This window comes from bacterium (assembly GCA_020440705.1).
Lineage (GTDB): Bacteria > Krumholzibacteriota > Krumholzibacteriia > LZORAL124-64-63 > LZORAL124-64-63 > JAGRNP01.
On sequence record JAGRNP010000074.1, the window covers coordinates 1 to 19,694 of the forward strand.

The window sequence follows — 19,694 nt, forward strand, 5'->3', positions numbered from 1 at the left end:
GCCCCACGGCTTCGGCCCGACCCGCTTCCTGCGCGAAGCCCTCGTGGCGACCTTCGCCGACGCGCTCGCGCCGCACGACGTGCTGTGGCTGCCGGAGATCTACTTCGCCGGGGGCACCGTGGCGCGGGACATCTCGGGCGCCGACCTGGTGGCCGACGTCCGCGCCCGCGGGCGCGACGCCCGCTTCGCCGCCGCGCGGTCGGCCCTGCCCGCCGCCATCGCGGCCGAGGCGCGGCGGGGCGATCTGGTCCTGGTCATGGGGGCCCGGGACCCTTCCCTGACGTCGTTCTGCGGGGAGATCGTCGACGCCATCGAAGGTGGCGCCGGGAGCTAGACGCACGCCGGAGCGCGTGCGTCCGGACAGCCGCCCGTCCGGGCCGTCGACCGGCCGGACACGGGCGCGCCGGGTCAGCGCGGGGCGGCGGCCAACTGCTCGGCCACGGCCTCGAGGAGCTTCTGACGATCGACGGGCTTGCTGAAGGTGCGCTCGACACCGAAGCGCCGCGCCCATTTCAGGTAGTCCTCGGGGTTGATGCGGCCGCCGCCGGAAATGGCGATGATCCGCACTTCCGGGTCGATCCCCTTCAACTCCATGATCAGCTCGATGCCTTCCTTCTCCGGCATGACGATGTCCGTGATCACGAGGTCGATGTCCTTCTTCGCATAGAGCGCCACCGCCGCCATCCCGTCCTCGGCCTCGCACACGTCGTAGCCCTCCCTTTCGAGGGTCAGACGCAGCATGTTCCGGATCTGCAGATCATCGTCGACGATCATGATCTTGCTCATGGTCAACTTCCTTTCGCGGCCGGCGCCGCGCCGACAAGGTCAGCCAGGACGATGCCCAGCTCCTGGATCTTCAGCGGTTTGTTCAGGAATCGGCGAATGCCCACGCGCTGCGCGTCCGCCTCGGCGACCTCCCCGTAGCCGGAGGCCAGCACGACGGGCAGGTCGGGTCGGGTCGCGAGCAGCCGCTCGGCGAGCTCGACGCCGGACATGCCGGGCATGGTCTGGTCGGTGATGACCGCGTCCCAGCGGGACGGGTCCGCGTCGAAGACGGCGCAGGCCTCGGCCGCGTCACCGCAGGCCGTCGGGGTGTAGCCCATGCGCGCGAGGGACTTCCGCATCACCTCGACCACCATCGGCTCGTCGTCGACGACGAGGATCTCTCCCGCCCCCGTGAGCGGCCCCGTCGCGGCGGCCGCCGGCGCGGGCGGGACGGCGCGCGCCACGTGCACCGGCAGCAGGATCGTGAAGAGGGAGCCCTGGCCGACCTCGCTCTCCACCTGGATGATGCCGCCGTGCCCCTTGATGATGCCGTGCACCGTCGCCAGGCCCAGACCCGTGCCCTCGAAGGCCTTCCGGGTCGAGAAGTAGGGTTCGAAGATGCGGCCGACGATGGCGGGCTCGATGCCGCAGCCGTCGTCCTGCACCCGCAGGCGCACCCAGGGCGCCGACGCGTAGGCGTCGGCGGAGTCCTCGCCGGGCACGGCGCGCTGGATCTCGTCGAGGCTGATGACCAGCTCGCCGCCGCCGTCGGCCATGGCGTGGCCGGCGTTCGTGCAGAGATTGATCAGCACCTGCTGCATCTGGGCGGCGTCGGCCAGCACGGGGCGCACACCGGGGTTCAGCTTCGTCCGGACGTTCAGCGCGCCCGGCAGGGCCCCGCCCACCAGTTCGAGGCCGTCGCGGACCGCCCGGGCCAGATCGCACGGTTCGCGGCGGCCGTCGCTGCGCCGCCCGAAGCTGAGCATCTTGGCCACGAGTCCGGCGGCCCGACGGCCGGCCTTCTCGACCTCCTGCAGGGCGCCGTGGGCCGGGTTCTCCGGCGGCACGTCGTCCAGGGCCAGGTCGACGAAGCCCAGCAGGGCGTAGAGGATGTTGTTGAAGTCGTGGGCGATGCCGCCGGCCAGGGTGCCGAGGGCCTCCATCTTCTGGGTCTCGCGCAGGCGCTCCTCGAGGGCGACGTCGCCGGTCACGTCGCGCTTGACGGCGACGAAGTGGGTGATGACGCCGGTCTCGTCCTTCACCGGATTGATGGTCGTGAACTCGGTGAACGACGAGCCGTCCTTGCGGCGATTGACCAGGCGCCCCTGCCAGACCCGACCGGACGTCAACGTGCGCCACATGTCGCGGTAGAACGCGTCGTCCTGGACGCCGCTCTTGAGGATGCGCGGGTTCATGCCGAGCACCTCGGCGGCGGGCCAGCCGGTCAGCCGGGTGAACGACGGATTCACGTACTCGATGCGCCCGTCGGCGTCGGTGATGACGATGGTCTCGACGAGCTGGTTGATGGCCGTGACGAGGCGCTCGCGTTCGCCGGTCAGGGCCAGCCGCGAGGAGATGTCCCGGCACACGACGACCTCGGCCGGGGCGTCGTCCCAGCGGGCCGGCGTGACCTGGGCTTCGACGGGACGGTCGCGGCCGTCGCCGTCGCGCAGGACGGTGCGCCGCGCCGTGGCCGGCAGCGGGCCGGCTCCGTCGCCCTCGGCCACCCAGCGGAAGCTCGCGAAGTCGGGCAGCACGTCGTGCACCGGAAGGCCCGGCGTCGCCGTGCCCGGGTGCAGCAGGCGCAGGGCCTCGTTGCCGTGGACGATCCGGCCGTCCCGCGCGACGATGAGCATCGGGTCGGTGAACGAATCGAGGATCCGGTTCATGTTCTCGCTCACGGTGCGCTCGCGGGTCTCGTGCCGGATCTGCGTCACGAGGGTGCCGATGGCGCCCGCCAGGGTGCGCAGCACCCACAGGCAGCTGCCGTTGAGGCACACCTCGCCCGTGCGCGCGGCGCCGATGGCCCCCACCACGGCGCCCCCCGCGACCACGGGCAGGCACGCGGCCTCGCGCCAGCCGGCCGCCTCCCAGTCGGATGCGGCGGCGGGAACGAGTTCGGCCGGCAGTCCGCGCACCTCTTCCCGGGCGAGCAGACGCGCGGCCAGGCCGGAGCCGGACGGCAGGACGTCGAGACTCGTCTGACAGGCCTCGTCCAGGCCGGCGGACTCGATGAGATGGAGGTCGCCGCTCTCCTCGCTGCGGAACCACGCCCACACGGCCGCCACTTCCGGGCTGCCGGCGACGAGTCCGAGCGCGGCGGACATGCCGGCCATGGGATCGACCATGTCGGCCATGACGCGGCCCAGCTCGTGTTGGAGCTTGAAGATCCGCTGCAGCTCGGTTTCACTGGCGTGAACGGTGGTCATGCTCATCTGCGCGCGACCCGCCCCATGCGGGCCGTCCGCAGTCCTGATCCCTGTTATCGTTCAGATTTCTTTATCTTTGACTAAAAAAGCCGGAAAAATCCCAGCAAATGCGCATTTTGCACACACTCAGTCAACGGCCGGGAAAGACGGGCAGCGGCGTCACCTTGGACGCGCTGGTGCGGGAAGCCGCCGCCGCGGGGCACGCACAGCAGGCCGTTGTCGGCACGCCCGCCGACGACCCGGCGCCGGACGTGGGCGGGCTCGCCGCCGACGCGGTGACCAGCGTGCGCTTCGCCGCCCCGGGCTGCGCCACCGCCGCCGACCTCCCCTTTCCCGTGCCCGGCATGAGCGACGTGATGCCCTACCCGAGCTCGGTGTGGTCGCGGCTCGACGCCGGTCAGCTCGCGGCCTACCGGCGCGTGTGGCGCGAGCGCCTCGCCGCGGCCGTGGCCCGCTTCCGACCCGACATCATCCACACCCACCACGTCTGGCTCATGTCGTCGCTGCTGAAGGACGTGGCGCCGCAGGTGCCGGTGGCGCTCACCTGCCACAGCACGGGCCTGCGCCAGATGACGCTGACGCCCGGCCTCGCCGACGAGGTGCGGCGGGGGTGCCGGCGCATCGAGCGGTTCTGCGTGCTGCGCGACGACCACGGCGACGCCATCCGCGACGCCCTGGGCGTGGGGCCCGCGCGGATCGTGCGGGTCGGCGCCGGCTACCGGGACGATCTCTTCCACGCCGTGGGCCGGCCGCGCGAGCTGCCGCCCCACCTGGTCTACGTGGGCAAGCTGGCCGAAGCCAAGGGCCTGCCCTGGCTGCTCGACGCCTGCACGCCCCTGGCCGCAGAAGCGCCGGGGTTCACGCTGCACGTGGCCGGCGACGGCGCCGGTCCCGAGGCCGACCACCTGCGGCGACGGCTGGCGGCGTTGCCCTGGGTCGCGCATCACGGCCAGCTCGATCAGGCCGCCCTGGCCGGACTGATGCGCGGCTGCCGCGTGGCCGTGCTGCCGTCGTTCTACGAAGGCGTGCCGCTGGTGCTGGTGGAGGCCGCGGCCTGCGGTTGCCGCGTCGTCGCCACCGACCTGCCCGGCGTGGTCGAGCGCCTCGCGCCGGCGCTGGGCGCCCGACTCTCGCTGGTGCCGCTGCCGCGCCTGGTCGGCGTCGACCGGCCCGCACCGGCCGACCTGCCGGCCTTCACCGCGCGCCTGCGCGACGCCCTCGCCGCGGCGCTCGCGGCGGCGCCCGACGGCACGGCCGATCTCGGGCCCTTCACCTGGCGGGCCGTCTACGGGCGCGTCGCCGCCGTCTGGCGGGATCTGGCCGGACCCGGGCACGACTAAGGCAATCTGTACTCAATGACTTGCGCCGGACCGCCGATATGTTGGGGCCCGTTTCAACCAAGGACATTCATCCTCTCGCCCGCGCAGCCGGCGTCCAAGGACGAACGCATGGTGACCCTCGATCTGCCCCGCATCTTCGCGCCCTCGCTCCAGGCCAATCTCCTGAAGGCCCGCTGCCAGAACGCCAAGCTCCAGGACTCGCCCTGGGTCGACGGCCTGCTGCGCGCGGTGCGGGATCCGCTGGTGATCCTCAACGAGGACCGCCGGGTGATCAAGGCGAACCAGGTGCTGCTCGACCTGTTCGGGCTCGAGGACGAAGCGCAGGTGCTGGGCACCCTGCTGGAGATCCGCGAGCCGCAGGACTTCGCGGCGAGCGAGGAGTTCCTCCACATCGAAGACGACGACTTCTGGATCGTGACCATCGTCGACCGCCGCGACGAGACCCGCCGCCGCGCCCTGGAGAAGGTCTTCCTGCACGACATCCTCAACACGGCGGGCGGCGTACAGGGCCTGTCCGAAGTGATGGCCGAGGCCGATCCCGGCGACATGGAGGCCCTCAAGGATTCGGTGCGCCACCTGGCCGACCAGCTCGTCGACGAGATCACGGCCCAGCGCGACTTCCTCGCCGCCGAGAACGGCGACCTGCACGTGGATCACCGGCCGGTGGGCAGCCGTGAGATGACGGCCATGATCGCGCAGCGCTACCGCAACCATCCGGCCACCGGCGACCGCCACGTGGTCGTGGCGCCGTCCGAGACCTCGGCCCAGTTCCACACCGACCCGACGCTGCTGCTGCGCATCCTCGGCAACATGGTCAAGAACGCGCTCGAAGCGAGCCGCGACGGCGCGGTGGTGACGATCTCCCACGGCACGAAGCCCGGGCATGTGTGGTTCGCCGTCCACAACCCGGGCTTCATTCCCGAAGAGATCCAGTCGCGCATCTTCACCCGCTCGTTCTCCACCAAGGGCGCCGGGCGGGGACTCGGCACCTACGGCATGCGCCTGCTGGCCGAACGCTTCCTCGCCGGCCGGGTCGAGTTCCGTTCCGACCCGGTCGACGGGACCACGTTCCGCGTCATCCTGCCTGACGGCGGGCCTGGTACACCAGCCTGACGCCGAAGACGATCAGCAGCAGCGGCCACCAGTCCTTGATCCAGGCGAGCGACACGCCGAAGTTCAGGTCGAGGATGAAGAGCACGCCGACCACGATCAGCACGACCCCCCCGAACATCGACCCGCCCACGCCGGGCAGCTTGAAGTCCTCCGGCACGTCCTCGCCGCCGAGGCCCTCGGCCACGCGGTTGAAGTGGTGCGCCCGCCGGTTGGCGTCGATCATGTTGAAGATCCAGAAGAACGCCAGGAAGGGCCCGAAGAAGGGCTCCATGCCGCGGAAATCGGACGAGTTCAGCAGCGCGATCACCGAGGCGATGACCATGATGTTGATGAAGCCCTGCTTGTAGTAGCCCACGTAGACCTGGCCGAGTCCCGGCATGAAGCTCAGGATCGTGGCCAGCGCCGGCGACTTGCGCGGCTTCTCGACCCGCCGGCCGGACTGCGCGTACGGGTGCGGCGGGGGCGGGCTGTGGGGGGTGGCACCGGGCGACATGCCGGCGTCCTGCTGGGTCCCTTGCGGGTTGTCGTACTGTGCGCCGTTCATGACGGTCTCCTTCACGGGTTCAGGGTCCACTGGGTCCATGTTCATCGGATGCGTGCCACCAGGTCGTCCAGGCGGTGCGCCCGCTGCGGGCGGCGGCCAGCACCTCGTAGCCGGCCTCGCTCAGGGCGCCCGCCCGGGCCCGCGTCGCCGCGGTTTCCAGGTGGGTCTTCAATTCCTCGCGCGCGGGGGCGCTGCGCTCGCGCCGCTCTTCCCAGGCCCGGACCAGGCTGCCGCGCCGGGCCTCGGCCCGGGCCCGGCCGGCGCCGGTCACGCTCGCCGCGCCCGTTTCCAGCCACTCGCCGGCGCCCACCAGGGCGGGGCCCACCACGGGCACCTCGCGCGGCCCGGCGCTCACGATCTCCAGGGCCCGGCCCGGCGCCCCGCGCAGGGGCGACCAGGGCGTCGCCGTGGCCAGGACGACGAGCACCGTCGCCACGTAGGCCACCTGGGTCGCGAAGGCGGGGCGCAGGATCTGCTCCTCCCACCAGCGGCCGACGCGATCCATGAGCCCCGCCAGGCCGCCGGGGTGCGCGGGCGCCGAACGCGACACCCGGGCGCGCACGGTGCGGTCGAGCACGCGGGCGGTGAAGGCCGGCCCCGGGTCGAGCACGGCCATGGCCGGCAGCGCCGGGCCCAGCCAGCCGAGGGTCACGGCCACGCTGCTGCAGCCGGGGCAGTGCTCCAGATGCGCCTGGACGAGGCGCCGATCCAGCCCGTGCAGCTCGCCGTCGAGCAGGGCGTCGAGCTGGTCGAGGGCGCGGCCGCAGGCCTTGCCGCTGGTGCGTCCGAGCACGCCGTCGACGAAGGCGTCGGCGTCGTGGTCGCGGAAGGGGTGCTCGTGGTCGCGGCGGTCGTTCATAGCGCCGCCTCCGCGCCGGCCGGGCCGTGCGGACCGTGCCCGAGGTTCGTGACCACCTTGGCCAGTTCCAGGCGGGCCCGGCTCGAGCGGCTCTTCACCGTGCCGAGGGGCAGATCGAGCATGGTGCTGATCTCCTCGAGGGGCAGCCCCTGGATGTCCTTGAGGATGATGATCTCGCGGTTGATCTCGCTGAGCTCCTGCAGGGCCCGGTGCACCAGCCGCTGCCGTGACGAGCGCACGAGCTCGTCCTCGGGGGTCGGGCCGCCGTGGGCCAGGTCGTGCATGTCCTCGGCCGGGATGTCCTGCCGGGGCGGGCGCGCCTTGCGCCGGCGCAGGTGGTCGATGCAGGCGTTGCGTGCGATGCGGATCAGCCAGGAGACGAAGCGCTCGGGGTCGTCGCAGGTGTGCAGGCGGTCGTAGACGCGGACGAAGATGTCCTGGGCGAGGTCGAGGGCCTCGTCCTGCTCGCCCACGTAGCCGTAGGCGATGGAGCATATGCGTCCCTGATGCGCTCTCACGAGCACCTCCCAGGCCAGCTCGTCGCCTTGCTGGCAGCGTCTCAACAGTTCGGCGTGGTCGCCCTGCATGCCGCGGATTCTCCTGGGCCGTGATTCCCGGGATCCGCGTCCGGTGCGTCCGGACGGGTTCCGATTTCCATTGCTCCACAGACGCAGCGGGGGTGTCAATGGTTCGGTCGATGCGCCGATTTTTTCGGGGGGCCCATTTCCCGGTTGACCGGCCGCCGCCCGGCTGGTGCGATGGCCCCATGAACCTGACCTGTCTCGTGCGACGCCTGTTCGGCCTGCGGCCCGATCCGCCCGGGCCCCGCTTCATCATCGGCCGGGGCTACCAGCTCGACGTGCCCACCCCCGTCTACGACAGCCGGCGGCCGTTCCGCATCCTGTCGTACCTCGAATCGCGGGGCCTGCTGCGGCGCGGCATGCTGCGGCGCCCGCGGCCGGTCTCGCTGGACCGGCTGCGGCAGGTGCACGATCCCGCCTACGTGGCCTCCCTGCAGGATCCGGCCGCCATGGAGGCCATCCTGGGCTTCCGCCTCGACGCGGCGGCCCAGGACGCCTTCCTGGCCTTCCAGCGCCTGGTGTGCGGCGGCACCCTGCTGGCCGCCCGCAGCGCCGTGGCGCGGGGCGAGGTGGCGGTGAATCTCGGCGGCGGCCTGCACCACGCGGCCCGCGATCGGGGCTCCGGCTTCTGCGTCTTCAACGACGTGGCCGTGGCGGTGCGGAACCTGCGCGAGGCCGGACACGACTTTCCCGTCCTCGTGATCGATCTCGATCTGCACGACGGCGACGGCACCCGCGCCCTCTTCGCCGGCGACGCCACGGTGCACACCCTGTCGATCCACAACGAGACCCTCGGCGACGCCGGGGGGCCCACCGACACGGTGGTGGCCCTCGGCGGCGGCGTCGACGACCGCACCTACCTCGACGCCGTGACCGAGCACGTGCCCCGCGCCGTGGCCGCCTGCCGGCCCGGTCTCGTGTTCTACCTGGCCGGCAGCGATCCGGGCGTGGACGACCGCCTCGGCGACTGGCGCATCACCATGGAGGGCATGCTGGCGCGCGACCGCTTCGTCATGGACCTGCTGCGGCCGCGGCGCGGTCCGGCCGTGCCCACCGTCGTGCTGCTCGCCGGCGGCTACGGCCCGACGGCCTGGCGCCACGGCGCGGCCTTCTTCTCCTGGCTGCTGAGCGGGGACAGCCGGCTGGACATCCCCCTGGAGATGGAGCTGCCGGTGGACCACTACCGGCGTCTGGCCCGCCTGATGCGCCATCCGGGCCTGCTGCCCGGCGAGAGCGGCGATGACGCGGGCGCGGGCGGCGCGGGGGCCGACGACGACTGGGGCCTGTCCGAGGCCGATCTGGGCGGCGCGGCGGCGCCGGGGCCGGCGGCGGCCGGCCGGGGCCTCTTCCTCGGCCTGTACTCGCGCCACGGCCTGGAGCTGCTGCTGGAGGAATCGGGGCTGCTGGCCAATCTCAAGGCGGCCGGCCACCGCAAGCTCGGGCTGGAGGTCGACCTCGACGATCCCCTGGGCCACACGGTGCGCATCGTGTCGGGACGGCGGGAGCCGGTGGCGCTGCTCGAGGTGAAGCTGCGCGTGGGGCCGGCCGCCCACGACCCGCACCGCACCTATCTGGTGGTGGAATGGCTGCTGCTGCAGGATCCCCGCCCCGGCGCCGACGCGCCCGCGCGCGACCTCCTGCCCGGCCAGGAGCGGGGCGGCACGGGCCTGCTGCGGGACATGGCGGCGGTGCTCGTCGTGGCCGCCGAGCGTCTCGGCGCGGCCGGCGTCGTCTTCACGCCCAGCCACTACCATCTGGCCCGCCTCGCGCGGGGCATCGCGCGCTTCCCGGTGGCGGCGGACGAGGCGCGCTACCTGGCCTGCGAGCGGGCGCTGCGCGAGCTGCGGCTGGCCGAGGCCGCCGCCGCCATGGACGCGGGCATGGTGGTGGATGCGAAGACGGGCGAATCGGTGGGGTGGGAGCCGAAGCCGATGGTGATCCCCGTGGAGCCCGCGCTCCAGGACGAGCTCCACGGGGAGGGGTTCCGCGCCGAGGTGACGCGGGCCGGGTCCGGTCTCGACTACCGCCGGGCGGGCGGACCGGACGCCGGCGGGATCAGCCCAGGACCGACGTCGTGAGGTACAGGCCCGAGACGACGAGGGTCGCGACGAGGGCCTTGTGGGTCGGCGAGCGCAGATAGGCGCGCGCACCGCCGAGGGCCCGATTCACCGGATGACGCCGCGACAGGTCCGAGATGACCGGCGGACGCTCCAGGTCGTACAGGGCCAGGCCGTGGGCGATGCGCGGGTCGCGCGGCGCCAGGTGCTTGGCCTTCATGAGCTGGCGGAAGCCCTCTTCGAGGCGGCCGCCGCGCAGGTTGATGTAGCCCAGGGCGATGTAGCCGGCGGCCGAACCCTTGCCCAGGCGGATCGCCTTGCGGGCCAGCTTCTCGGCCGTCAGGTAGCGCCCCCCCTCCTCGGCCACGCACACGGCCATGCCGGCCACGGCCTCGTGGTCGTTGGGGTCATCCTGCAGGATGCGGCTGAAACGCAGCTCCGCGGCGTGATGATCGCCGTCGAGCAGGACCTTGTAGGCGGCGCACACGGACGGGCTCGCGAACATGTCGCTGCGGAACTCGCCGTTGCGGTACTCGAGAAGTTGTTTCAGATCGCTCATCGTTCGCTTCCTCGTGCGGGCATTTTCGCCGGGCACCGGCCCCGACCATTCAATTTGCCCTGTCCCCTGGTTCCTGTTGTTCCTCGTCGTTGCTGCGCCGGTGTTCAGGAAAGGAAGTTGCAGATCGGATGCCCAAAGAGCGGGGCGCGGGATTCGGTTGACGGAATCGGCGAACATCTGCTTCATTGGCTTGGACTTGACCCGCCCCCTGCGCCGAGGACCGACCATGATCGAACGCAAACCGCTGCGCGCGCACGTGCAAAAGGAGATCCTGGCCCGGATCGCCGACCACCGCCTGCCCGCCGGGACCCGCATCAACGAGAGCCATCTGGCCGCCGACCTCGGCCTCAGCCGCACGCCCCTGCGCGAGGCCATGCTCGGCCTCGAGGCCGTGGGTTTCCTCGACAGCGACATGGGCCGCGGTTTCCTGGTGCCCCCTCTCGACGCCGACGAGTTCCGCGACATGCAGGCCATGCTGGCCAAGATGGCGCCCTACGCCCTCGGCATGCTGGGCGAGCTGCCCGGCCCGCGGGTCATGGAGCTGAACAACCTGCTGGGGCGCGCCCGGCTGCGCGTCACCCGGCCCGGACCGGAGCGGGCCGGCGCCGTCGCCGACCTGGTCCACCGCTGGGGCGCCCTGTGCGTCGCCGGCTGCCCGAATCGCCTGCTCGCCGCCGACCTCGCCCGGCTCGATGCCCTGTCGCGGCGCTACTGGCACGAGGCCGTCGTGCTGGACTACGACCCCGCGCCCCTGCTCGCCGGCTACGAGGAGCTCTACGACCTCCTGCGCGAGCGCCGCACCGACGCCGCGGTCGTGGCGTGGGAGAATCTCATCGCCCATCAGGCCAGCGAGGCCGCCCGGGTGCTGCCGACGGTCCCGCGGGGACTCACGCGGCACGACGCGCCGTGACGGGGAACGACGGGATGCGACGGGGCAGGAACGGCCGTCATGAGGAACTGCAAGGCACAACGGCACTTCCGCAATTTCGATCTTCCCGGTTCTCTTCCCGTCGTGTTATAATCCGTGGCAGGGAGATGACATGAACCTCGACTTGAAGATCAACGAGCTGCCGCTCGAACTGGGCCAGAGGCTGCCCCTGGAGCGCCTCGACGAGGCGCGTTTCCGCCGGGTCGGGCTGCTGCGGCGCCTGCTGTCGGCCCGGGTCGCGGGGCACGACATCTACGACGGCGAGGACTGCGAGCTGGTGGCCCTCGGCGACGAGCTGCACATCTATCCCTGCACCGACTCCTACCTCAACCGCGACCGGCAGTGGCGCACGCGGGTCAAGCTCTTCGTCAAGCAGGATCGCCTGCAGCGGGTGCTGTTCCAGGTGGTGGAGGGCCAGACCGCGGCGGTGAACTTCCTCGAGCGCTTCCAGGAAGCCGCCTCGCGCGCCCTGGGCGAGCCGGCCCACGTCGATCGGCGCTCGGCCGTGTGGGAATCGGGCCAGGCCCGTGTCCAGACCTACCTGCACCCCGACCGCCTGAACGCCGACTTCGACATCTCCTTCGTCGACGACGCGTCCTGAGTACCTAGTCTTTCCGACGACCCTTCCCTTCCGGATCATCACTGCGGGCGAGGATGCGCTTCAGCAGCGCCAGCGCCGCGGTCTCGTCGGTCACGTCGCCGTCGAGCTGGGCGGCGTACACCTCGTCGAGGATGGGCGTGAAGCGGGGCCCCGGCGTCTCGCCGAGGGCCACCAGGTGCCGGCCCTGGATCAGGGGCGCGGGCGCGGTGTCGATCACGTCGTGCGCGGCGGCCACGGCCAGGAGCCAGTCGCCGGCGGGATAGGCGTCGGCAGGCAGGGGCGGGCGGCCGAAGTTGTCGGCCCGCGCCACCCGCACCAGGCGATCGATGCGCCCCACGCGCGCCGCCAGCCGCCGCACCGCCGCGGCCGAAGCGCCCGCCCTGAAGAGCTGCGTCGGGTGCCCGTGCTCGGCCACCAGGGGCTTCACCTCGGCCAGCAGACGGCGGTTGTCGGTCATGGCGCCGAGCAGCGACTCCGTGCGCGCCACCGAGACCTGCTCGTGGCCCAGCGACCGCACGCGGCCGTCCGGCTCGCGGGTCGTGTGGCCGGGCTTCCCCAGGTCGTGGCAGAGGACGGCGCAGCCCACGACGAGATCTTCCCACGGGTCGCCCGTGCGCTCGGCGGCGAAGGCGTCCAGGGCGTGCAGGGTGTGGATCCACACGTCGCCCTCGGGGTGGTGGTGCGGGTCCTGCGGGCAGCCGCGCAGGGCGTCGAGCTCGGGGAAGTGGGCCAGCCAGCCCGTCTCGCGCAGGAACTCCAGGCCCAGGCTCGGGCGCCGGCCCAGGGTGAGCAGCTTCACCCACTCGCCCCACAGGCGCTCGCCGGGCAGGCCCTCGCGCGCGACGGCGCGGCACAGGGCCACCGTCTCGGGCACCGCGTGCAGCTCGAAGCGCGCCACGAGCTGCATGCCGCGCAGCACCCGCAGCGGATCCTCGCCGAAGGCCGGACTCGTGTGGCGCAGCAGGCCGCGGTCCAGGTCGTCCAGGCCCTGCCAGGGATCGGCCACCTCGCCGGTCAGCGGATCGAGGTACACGGCGTTGAGGGTGAAGTCGCGCCGCGCGGCCGCCGTCGGCAGGTCGAGGTGCGGATCCGAGTCGATGGCGAACCCCTTGTGCCCGCGCCCGAGCTTGGCCTCGCGCCGGGGCAGGCCCACGTCGACGGGCCAGCCGCGCAGCTTGAGGATGCCGAAGGCGCGGCCCACCAGGTCGAGGTCGTAGGCGGCGGCGAGGGTGTCCTGCAGGCGGTCGGCGGGCAGGCCGAAGACCTCGAGGTCCAGGTCGCCCGTGTCGCGGCCCAGGGCCAGGTCGCGCACCGTGCCCCCCACCAGCCAGGCGCGCCCGCCGGCCGCGGCGAGGCGGCGGCAGACGTCGTCGAGCACCCGGTGCAGATCGGGCGCGAGACGGTCGAGCTGGCGTTCGGGTCGCAGGTCCATGGGTCTCCCGGTCGGGCGCGGCCTTCCGGACGCGGTGGTCCGGACGTGGTGGTCCGGACGCGGTGATCCGGACGTGGTGCTCCGGGCGTGGGTCTCCGGGCGAGGCTTTACGGCCGGGCCCTCGCCGCCTATTTTCGACGCGCGGCCGCGACACGGCGACCGTCCACCGCAGGATAGCGCGCTTCCGCGCCGGAAGGAACCCCGGCTTGACACCCCACACCCCCAGCGCCGCCCCCCGTCCCGGCCCGACCGACGACATGCCCCGCGCCATGGCCTGGATGGTGGCCTCGGGCCTGAGCTTCGCCCTCATGGGCGCCATGGTGAAGTTCGCGGGCGACGTGCCCCTGCCGGCCAAGGTCTTCTTCCGCAATCTCGTGACCCTGGTCATCACCCTCGGCGTGGCCGTGCGCGCGGGAACCTCGCCCTTCGCCCCGACGCCCCACTGGCGCCGCCTGCTCGCCCGCGCCGGCGCCGGCCTGCTCGGGGTGCTGCTCTACTTCCAGGCCATCGAGCACCTGCATCTGGCCGACGCCTCGCTGCTGAACAAGACGTCCCCGTTCTTCGTCCTCGTCTTCGCCGTGCTCTTCCTGGGCGAGCGTCTGGGCAGGTCCCAGGTGCCGGTGCTGATGCTGGCTTTCGCGGGCGCGCTGCTCGTGATCAGGCCCCGCTTCGACACCACGATGCTGCCCGCCCTGGCGGGCCTCGGCTCGGGCCTCTTCGCCGGACTGGCCTACGTGCTCGTGCGCTCGCTGAAGGGCCGCGAGGGGCCGAACCGCATCATCCTGACCTTCTCCCTCGTCTCGTGCCTGGCCATGGCACCCTTCCTCGTCGCGGCCCCGCCGCGGCCGACGCCGGGCCAATGGCTCGCCCTGGCCGGCACCGGCGTCTTCGCGGCCGGCGGCCAGTACGGCCTGACCTTCGCTTACCACCACGCGCGTGCGTCGCGCATCTCGGTCTTCACCTACCTGCACGTGCTCTTCGCCATGGTCCTGGGCTTCGTGTTCTTCGACGAGCGGCCCGACGCCCTGAGCCTCCTGGGCGGCGCGCTCATCGTGATCGCCGCGGTGGCCACCGGCCGCATCGCGCGGCGCGAGGACGAAAGGTCCGCCTGATGGAACTCACCCTGGCCTTCATCGCGATCGTGGCCGCCGCCGGGCTGGTGGCGGGCTTCGTGGCGGGATTCGTGGGCGTGGGCGGCGGCATCATCATGGTGCCGGTGCTGCTCGAGCTGTTCCGGGCCGCGGGCGTGCCCGAGGCCGTCGTGGTGCAGGCGGCCATGGGCACGTCGCTGAGCGTGGCGGTCTTCAGCATCGGCTCGGCGATCGTGCGCCACGGGCGCCAGAAGCGAATCTACTGGCGTCTGGTGCCCATGCTGGCCCCGGGCAGCCTGGCGGGCGGCTGGCTCGCCGCGCGTCTGGCCACGGTGCTGCCGGGCAGCTGGCTGCAGCTCGGCCTCGCCGGACTGCTGGCCGTCTCGGCCGTGCGCCTGTTCCGCGGCGGCGGGCCCGGCGGCACGGGCCACCGGCGCGTGAAATGGTGGTCGGGCGTGCTGGTCGGGCTCGGCGTCGGCCTGGTGGCGGGGCTGAGCGGCCTGGCCGGGGGAATCGTGCTCATCCCGGCCCTGGCCCTCGTGCTCGGGCTGCCCGCCGGCTGGCTCGCCGGCACCAGCAGCGCCGTGATCGTCTTCAGTTCGGCGGGTGCGGCCCTCTCCTACCTCACCGCGCGGCCCGACGTGGCGCCCGGCGACGGCTTCGTGGGCTACGTGGCCCTGCCGGTGGTGGGCGTGCTCGCCGCCGCCGCGGTGCCCAGCGCCCAGCTCGGCGCCTGGGTGAACCGGCGCGTCCGTGGCGTCGTCTTCCGGCGCGTCTTCGCGGTGCTCATGCTGCTGGTGGTGGTGCGGCTGCTCCTCAGCCGTTGAGAAAAGCCGGTGCCGCCGGACGCCCCCGCGTATAACCTGTGTCGGTTCCCGCGCCACGCGCGCCCGCCGACCTGCCGCCCGGAGGTGTCCCATGACCCGGCCCGATCCTGCCCGACCCGACCTCACCGGACGCCGCGTGCTGCTCGTGGGCTGCGGCGACATCGGCACCGGTCTCGGCGAGACCCTGCTCGCCCGCGGCGCCGCGGTGTGGGGCCTGCGCCGCGACCCGGCGGGGCTGCCGGCCGGCTTCCACGGCGTGGCCGGCGACTTCACGCGACCGGACGGCCTGGCCGCCGTGGCGGGGCAGGCCTTCGACCACGTCGTGCTCACCTTCACCCCCGCGGGCTACACCGACGCGGCCTATGCCGCCGCCTACGTGGACGGCATGCGCCACGTCCTGGCCGCCCTCGATCCGGCGCCCGGCCACGTGATCCTCGTCTCGAGCACGAGCGTGTACCACCAGGACGACTGCGGCTGGGTCGACGAGCGCAGCGCCACCGAACCGACCCACTTCGCCGGTCGGCGCACCCTCGAGGCCGAGGCCGTGCTCCGCGACAGCGGGCTGCCCCACGTGATCGCGCGCTTCGCGGGCATCTACGGCCCGGGCCGGACCCGCCTGATCGACCAGGTGCGGGCCGGCCACGCCTGCGGTCCGGAGGAGCGGCTCTACGTCAACCGCATCCACCGCGCCGACGGCGTCGGCTTCCTGGCCCACCTCATCGACCTGCGCGAGCAGGGCGCCGACCTCGACGACCTCTACCTCGTGACCGACAGCTATCCCGTCACCATGTGGGATGTGCAGAGCTGGATCGCCTCGAAGCTCGGCCTGGATCCCTTCGCATTGAAGACCGGCCCGGTGCCCGGGCGCACGAGCAAACGCTGCCGCAACGCGCGCATGCGGGCGACGGGGTACGAGCTGCGCTATCCGGACTACATGGCGGGGTATGGGGAGCTGCTGGGGACCGACGCCTCGGCCTGAGCGGGCGGATTCCGCACGCGCATCCCCCGGCGCCCGCCGGAGGCGCCTGCTCCCGACCCCGGACGCAGGGCCGGGAGCAGACCGCGTGTCCTACGTTCGAAAGCCGCTCAGCCCCCGTTCGCCAGCAGCGCCGCCGACTTCTTCGCGTTCATGCGGAAGATCTCCGGATGGTCCGGATGCGCGTCGGCGCCGCGCTCGATGAGGTCGATGATCGCCGGGGGCGTCAGGGCGGGCTGCAGGGCCACCAGCTTGGCCGCCGTGTTGGCCACGTTGGGCGAGGCCATCGAGGTGCCGGACATCTTCATGGTGCGCCCACCCGGCACGGTGCTCTCCACCTGGAAGCCGTTGGCGTACACCTTGACGTTGCGCCCGCCGCTGGTGAACCCGGTCGGGTCGCCGGCCTGGTCGAGGGCCCCGACGACCATCAGGTTCGGCAGGTCGAAGCTCGACGGGATCACCACGTCGAACTCGACGTCGTTGTCGTCGTTGCCGGCCGCCGCCACGAAGAGGATGCCGGGCGCCGCCGCGATGGCGTCGTGCAGGCCGTCGCTCAGCACGCCGATCATCTGCCGCGCCAGCTTCGCCCGCTCCTCGGCGTCGGCACCGATGCCGTTGGCCTCGAGCCCGCCCTCGATCTCCTTGTAGCTCCAGCCCCAGCTCATGTTCACCACGCGCACGTCCGCGGCCTGGAAGTACTTCGCCGTGGCCAGGTAGTCGTCGGCCAGACGGCGCGCGATCTCCATCGTCATGGGCGCGGGCGTGCTGTGGTAGTCGAAGGTGATGCGCGCCACGAGCAGCCGCGCGAAGGGATTGCCCCGCGACGCGATGCCGGCCACGTGGGTGCCGTGCATGTAGAGCCCGCCGAAGCTGAGGCTCGTCATGAAGTCGCCGACCTCCTCGGGGGCCATGCTCGCCATGCGGCTGCGGACGGCCGTGGCCGCCGGGCTGTCGATGGCCGAGGTCATGTCGATGAAGCCCTCCATGGACTCGTACACCATCCCGAGCTTGCCCTCCTGGTCGCCCAGGGGGTGCAGCAGGTGCGGGTTGGCGACGCCGTCGAGGTCGAAGGCGATGCCGTGCACGTCGTCGACGAAGCCGTTGCCGTCGGTGTCGGCGCCGTCGGCGCGCTCGGCCGCATTGGTCCACAGCAGCCCGTCGAACGACGCCACGTCGACGCCCGAGTCCCAGATGCCGATGACGACCGGGGCCAGGCCCTGGTCCGGCGTCAGCGCGAGGTCGCGCGCGGGCCAGATGTCGGTCTTCTCCTGCTTGTTGCGCGCGAGATAGTCGCCGTACACCGCCGCGGTGACCGGGTTGAGCGCCAGGCGCTCGTCGATGGCGTAGCGCATGCCGATCAGGCCCAGCGCCAGGTCGCGGTTCAGCTCGCCCATGGCCGTGGCCGTGGGCTGCAGCCGCGACTGCACGATGCCGCGCAGCAGGTTCTCGCTCAGGTACTCGGCCCGGGCCTTGCCGCTCTTGATGTCGTCCTCGACCACGTCGTAGGGCAGGGCGAAGACGCGCTCCCGCAGCTCGGCCTCGTAGGCCGCCGCGACCTGGTCGGCGGTCGCGTCGGCGGGCAGTCCGGCCCGCGCAGCCATGTCCGCCCGCGCCACCAGACCGTTCATGAGGCGGGCCGCCTCCTTGTCCTCGAGCTCGCGCACGGCGTCGAGGTGCCGCAGGGCCGCCGCGTCGTCGCCATCGGCCAGGGCGATGGTGACCAGGCCCTGGTGCATGCCCTGCAGGGTCGCCACGTCCTCGATGGCGTAGGTCGCCATGTCGGCCTCGAGATCGGCGCGAACCGCCCCGCGCAGCGCCGCCATCACGGCCGGATCGGCCATCATCTCCTCCAGGGTGCCCTGCAGGGGATAGGTGTGGACGGGCAGCTCGTCGAGGCTGGCGACGGGAATCTTCGCCGCGGGCGGCGCCGGCACGGCCGGTGCGGTCTCGACGCCGGCGTTGTCGGGTCCGGCGCAGGCGCCGAGCAGCAGGATCGCGAGGGCGAGAACGGGAACGAGCAGGCGGCGGGTCATGGTCGACTCCTTGCTGGTGGGATGGGGGCCCGGGACGGTGCGACCGGGACGCGCCCCAATCTAGCACCCGCCGCGGGCCGATGCGAACCGAATCGCCGGCCGTCCGCGCCGGGAAACTTGAGGTAAACCCTTAGTGGAATCGGCCGAACAGAAGAGCAGGATCGAGGGCCTGAGCCCCGGAAACCAGGCATTTCACGGAGGAAGACATGTCCACGCGGCATCTGCTCAACATGACCCTGGGCGCCTTCACCCTGCTGCTGCTCGCGGCGGTGGGCGTGGTGTTCAGCACCAACGGCAACCAGGCCGACGAACAGACCCGGATCGATCTCGCCGTGCGCCAGCAGGTTCTCGTGCAGGACCTCACCCGGCAGGCCGCCGCCCTGGCCGACGCCGAAGCCCGCGAGGACGTGGATCGGGCCCGCCAGGATCTGGCCCGCACCGTGACCCAGTTCGACCGCAACCTCACCGCCCTGCTCCACGGCGGCCAGGCCGTCGACCCCAACGGCCAGACCGTGGTGATCGAACGCACCCGCAACGACATGGCCCGCCTCGCCCTCGAGGACGGCGCCCACCTGTGGCTGGAGACCGGCGTGCCCCTGGCCGACCTCGCGGCCGGCGAGTTCTCCGTGTACAGCGCCGCCGGCCAGAAGGCCGTCAAGAACCTGCGCGCCAACGACGTCGAGCTCATGCAGACCATGGGCACCGCGGCCAACGCCCTGCGCATGGGCATCCACGCCCGGGGAACCGTTTCCGGCATCGCGCGCTGGGCCGCCGCCGCCCTGGCGGTGGTGGTCGTCGGCCTGGCCTTCTTCCGGCGTTCGGTGCTGGCCCAGGAGGGCCCCGCGCCCGCCGCACGGCCCGCCCCGCCGGCCCGCGCACTGGCGGTCGCCGAACCCGGCGCCGAATCGCCCCTCGCGCCGCGCCCGTTCGCTCGTCCGGTCGCACCCGTCGCTCCGCCGGCGGTGTACACGTCGCCCGTCGACTTCGATTCGGTGAACGCCTCGGTCGACCAGATGAGCGTCGACATGAACACCATCGCCGGCAGCACCGACAAGATGCGCGTGGCCATCGACTCGATCGGCCACGCCCTGCAGGGCATGCTCTACAGCCTGAACGAGATGGCCCAGGACACGGCCGAGGGCCACAAGATCGTGCGCAACGCCAACAACGCCGCCAGCTTCACCGCCGCCACGGCCGCCGACCTGGCCGAGAGCGCGCGCGGCATGGCCGACGTGGTCAGCCGCGTCACCCAACTGGCCCGCAAGACCAAGGACGTCGCCGCCCAGATCGACACCGAAGCCGTCCACACCGGCACCACGGGCGAGGCCTTCACCTCGGTGGTCGCCGGCGAGGTCAAGGGTCTGGCGCGCCAGACCAACATGGCGACCCAGGAGATCGACCGCACGGTGACCGAGATCCTGCAGACGGCCCGGCAGTACGAGGAGGCCATCGGGCAGATCATCAAGAACGTGAGCGCCATCAACAAGGTGAGCCAGAACCTGGGCGAACTCATGCTCGCCCCGCCGGTCCACGGTCAGCCCGGCACGCCGCTGCCCGCC

The 19,694-nt window shown here is 72.4% G+C and carries 18 protein-coding genes; 10 read left to right on the plus strand and 8 right to left on the minus strand.

All coding sequences use genetic code 11. The features are described 5' to 3' along the window. On the plus strand, positions 1–334 hold a 334-nt coding region (locus KDM41_11690; protein ID MCB1184087.1), incomplete at its 5' end, for a UDP-N-acetylmuramate--alanine ligase. A gap of 74 nt (positions 335–408) precedes the next feature. Here KDM41_11690 and KDM41_11695 read toward each other — a convergent pair. Both KDM41_11695 and KDM41_11700 read right to left on the minus strand, forming a co-directional pair. Then, positions 409–786 carry a response regulator gene (locus KDM41_11695; protein ID MCB1184088.1) on the minus strand — a complete coding sequence of 126 codons (378 nt, stop codon included), beginning with the start codon at positions 784–786 and terminating at the stop codon, positions 409–411. Positions 787–788: 2 nt separating this feature from the next. Continuing rightward, positions 789–3,194 carry a PAS domain S-box protein gene (locus KDM41_11700; protein ID MCB1184089.1) on the minus strand — a complete coding sequence of 802 codons (2,406 nt, stop codon included), beginning with the start codon at positions 3,192–3,194 and terminating at the stop codon, positions 789–791. A gap of 164 nt (positions 3,195–3,358) precedes the next feature. Here KDM41_11700 and KDM41_11705 point away from each other — a divergent pair, with 164 nt between their 5' ends. Both KDM41_11705 and KDM41_11710 read left to right on the plus strand, forming a co-directional pair. Then, entirely contained in the window at positions 3,359–4,534 is a 1,176-nt protein-coding gene (locus tag KDM41_11705) for a glycosyltransferase family 4 protein (GenBank protein ID MCB1184090.1), read from the plus strand. A gap of 108 nt (positions 4,535–4,642) precedes the next feature. Then, the gene (locus tag KDM41_11710; protein ID MCB1184091.1) at positions 4,643–5,647 is read left to right on the plus strand and encodes a sensor histidine kinase; all 1,005 of its coding nucleotides are present in this window, start codon (positions 4,643–4,645) and stop codon (positions 5,645–5,647) included. On the opposite strand, the gene KDM41_11715 is transcribed toward KDM41_11710, so the two are convergent. From KDM41_11715 to KDM41_11725, 3 genes are read right to left on the minus strand one after another with little or no spacing between them, the layout of a single operon-like run. Continuing rightward, positions 5,610–6,191 carry a hypothetical protein gene (locus KDM41_11715; GenBank protein MCB1184092.1) on the minus strand — a complete coding sequence of 194 codons (582 nt, stop codon included), beginning with the start codon at positions 6,189–6,191 and terminating at the stop codon, positions 5,610–5,612. The genes KDM41_11710 and KDM41_11715 overlap by 38 nt on opposite strands. A 19-nt stretch (positions 6,192–6,210) precedes the next feature. Further along, positions 6,211–7,050, minus strand: a complete 840-nt coding sequence (locus tag KDM41_11720; GenBank protein MCB1184093.1) for a zf-HC2 domain-containing protein — start codon at positions 7,048–7,050, stop codon at positions 6,211–6,213. Next, entirely contained in the window at positions 7,047–7,637 is a 591-nt protein-coding gene (locus tag KDM41_11725; protein ID MCB1184094.1) for a sigma-70 family RNA polymerase sigma factor, read from the minus strand. The genes KDM41_11720 and KDM41_11725 overlap by 4 nt, the downstream gene beginning before the upstream one ends. 179 nt (positions 7,638–7,816) lie before the next feature. Between KDM41_11725 and KDM41_11730 the strand changes: the two genes are divergently transcribed. After that, positions 7,817–9,709 (plus strand): histone deacetylase, encoded by a 1,893-nt coding sequence (locus KDM41_11730; GenBank protein ID MCB1184095.1) that lies wholly within the window; start codon positions 7,817–7,819, stop codon positions 9,707–9,709. Here KDM41_11730 and KDM41_11735 read toward each other — a convergent pair. Next, entirely contained in the window at positions 9,687–10,247 is a 561-nt protein-coding gene (locus tag KDM41_11735) for a hypothetical protein (GenBank protein MCB1184096.1), read from the minus strand. The two genes, KDM41_11730 and KDM41_11735, sit on opposite strands and share 23 nt — an antisense overlap. 226 nt (positions 10,248–10,473) lie before the next feature. Here KDM41_11735 and KDM41_11740 point away from each other — a divergent pair, with 226 nt between their 5' ends. Next, positions 10,474–11,157 carry a GntR family transcriptional regulator gene (locus KDM41_11740; protein ID MCB1184097.1) on the plus strand — a complete coding sequence of 228 codons (684 nt, stop codon included), beginning with the start codon at positions 10,474–10,476 and terminating at the stop codon, positions 11,155–11,157. Between the two features lie 130 nt (positions 11,158–11,287). Beyond that, positions 11,288–11,776, plus strand: a complete 489-nt coding sequence (locus KDM41_11745; GenBank protein MCB1184098.1) for a hypothetical protein — start codon at positions 11,288–11,290, stop codon at positions 11,774–11,776. Between the two features lie 4 nt (positions 11,777–11,780). Here the strand turns inward: KDM41_11745 and KDM41_11750 are convergent, their stop codons facing one another. Next, entirely contained in the window at positions 11,781–13,208 is a 1,428-nt protein-coding gene (locus tag KDM41_11750) for a polynucleotide adenylyltransferase (protein ID MCB1184099.1), read from the minus strand. A 206-nt stretch (positions 13,209–13,414) separates the two neighbouring features. Between KDM41_11750 and KDM41_11755 the strand changes: the two genes are divergently transcribed. The 3 genes from KDM41_11755 to KDM41_11765 all read left to right on the plus strand — a co-directional run bounded on the left by KDM41_11755 (position 13,415) and on the right by KDM41_11765 (position 16,105). Continuing rightward, on the plus strand, positions 13,415–14,320 hold the full coding sequence (locus KDM41_11755; GenBank protein MCB1184100.1) for a DMT family transporter: 906 nt from the start codon (positions 13,415–13,417) through the stop codon (positions 14,318–14,320). Continuing rightward, entirely contained in the window at positions 14,320–15,126 is an 807-nt protein-coding gene (locus KDM41_11760; protein MCB1184101.1) for a sulfite exporter TauE/SafE family protein, read from the plus strand. The genes KDM41_11755 and KDM41_11760 overlap by 1 nt, the downstream gene beginning before the upstream one ends. Before the next feature lie 91 nt (positions 15,127–15,217). Next, a complete protein-coding gene (locus KDM41_11765) occupies positions 15,218–16,105 on the plus strand; it encodes an NAD(P)H-binding protein (protein ID MCB1184102.1) in 888 nt (295 codons plus the stop codon). A 107-nt stretch (positions 16,106–16,212) separates the two neighbouring features. Here KDM41_11765 and KDM41_11770 read toward each other — a convergent pair whose 3' ends face one another. Next, entirely contained in the window at positions 16,213–18,135 is a 1,923-nt protein-coding gene (locus KDM41_11770; GenBank protein MCB1184103.1) for a S8 family serine peptidase, read from the minus strand. Positions 18,136–18,341: 206 nt separating this feature from the next. Here KDM41_11770 and KDM41_11775 point away from each other — a divergent pair. Beyond that, positions 18,342–19,694 (plus strand): hypothetical protein (locus tag KDM41_11775; GenBank protein MCB1184104.1); only part of this gene is annotated, 1,353 nt, incomplete at its 3' end.

Excerpts from the sequence above, each read along its gene's own strand:
- KDM41_11695 (MCB1184088.1), bottom strand. The coding sequence starts at position 786 with ATGAGCAAGATCATGATCGTCGACGATGATCTGCAGATCCGGAACATG.
- KDM41_11700 (MCB1184089.1), bottom strand. The coding sequence starts at position 3,194 with ATGACCACCGTTCACGCCAGTGAAACCGAGCTGCAGCGGATCTTCAAG.
- KDM41_11710 (MCB1184091.1), top strand. The coding sequence starts at position 4,643 with ATGGTGACCCTCGATCTGCCCCGCATCTTCGCGCCCTCGCTCCAGGCC.
- KDM41_11715 (MCB1184092.1), bottom strand. The coding sequence starts at position 6,191 with ATGAACGGCGCACAGTACGACAACCCGCAAGGGACCCAGCAGGACGCC.
- KDM41_11720 (MCB1184093.1), bottom strand. The coding sequence starts at position 7,050 with ATGAACGACCGCCGCGACCACGAGCACCCCTTCCGCGACCACGACGCC.
- KDM41_11725 (MCB1184094.1), bottom strand. The coding sequence starts at position 7,637 with ATGCAGGGCGACCACGCCGAACTGTTGAGACGCTGCCAGCAAGGCGAC.
- KDM41_11730 (MCB1184095.1), top strand. The coding sequence starts at position 7,817 with ATGAACCTGACCTGTCTCGTGCGACGCCTGTTCGGCCTGCGGCCCGAT.
- KDM41_11735 (MCB1184096.1), bottom strand. The coding sequence starts at position 10,247 with ATGAGCGATCTGAAACAACTTCTCGAGTACCGCAACGGCGAGTTCCGC.
- KDM41_11740 (MCB1184097.1), top strand. The coding sequence starts at position 10,474 with ATGATCGAACGCAAACCGCTGCGCGCGCACGTGCAAAAGGAGATCCTG.
- KDM41_11745 (MCB1184098.1), top strand. The coding sequence starts at position 11,288 with ATGAACCTCGACTTGAAGATCAACGAGCTGCCGCTCGAACTGGGCCAG.
- KDM41_11750 (MCB1184099.1), bottom strand. The coding sequence starts at position 13,208 with ATGGACCTGCGACCCGAACGCCAGCTCGACCGTCTCGCGCCCGATCTG.
- KDM41_11760 (MCB1184101.1), top strand. The coding sequence starts at position 14,320 with ATGGAACTCACCCTGGCCTTCATCGCGATCGTGGCCGCCGCCGGGCTG.
- KDM41_11765 (MCB1184102.1), top strand. The coding sequence starts at position 15,218 with ATGACCCGGCCCGATCCTGCCCGACCCGACCTCACCGGACGCCGCGTG.
- KDM41_11770 (MCB1184103.1), bottom strand. The coding sequence starts at position 18,135 with ATGACCCGCCGCCTGCTCGTTCCCGTTCTCGCCCTCGCGATCCTGCTG.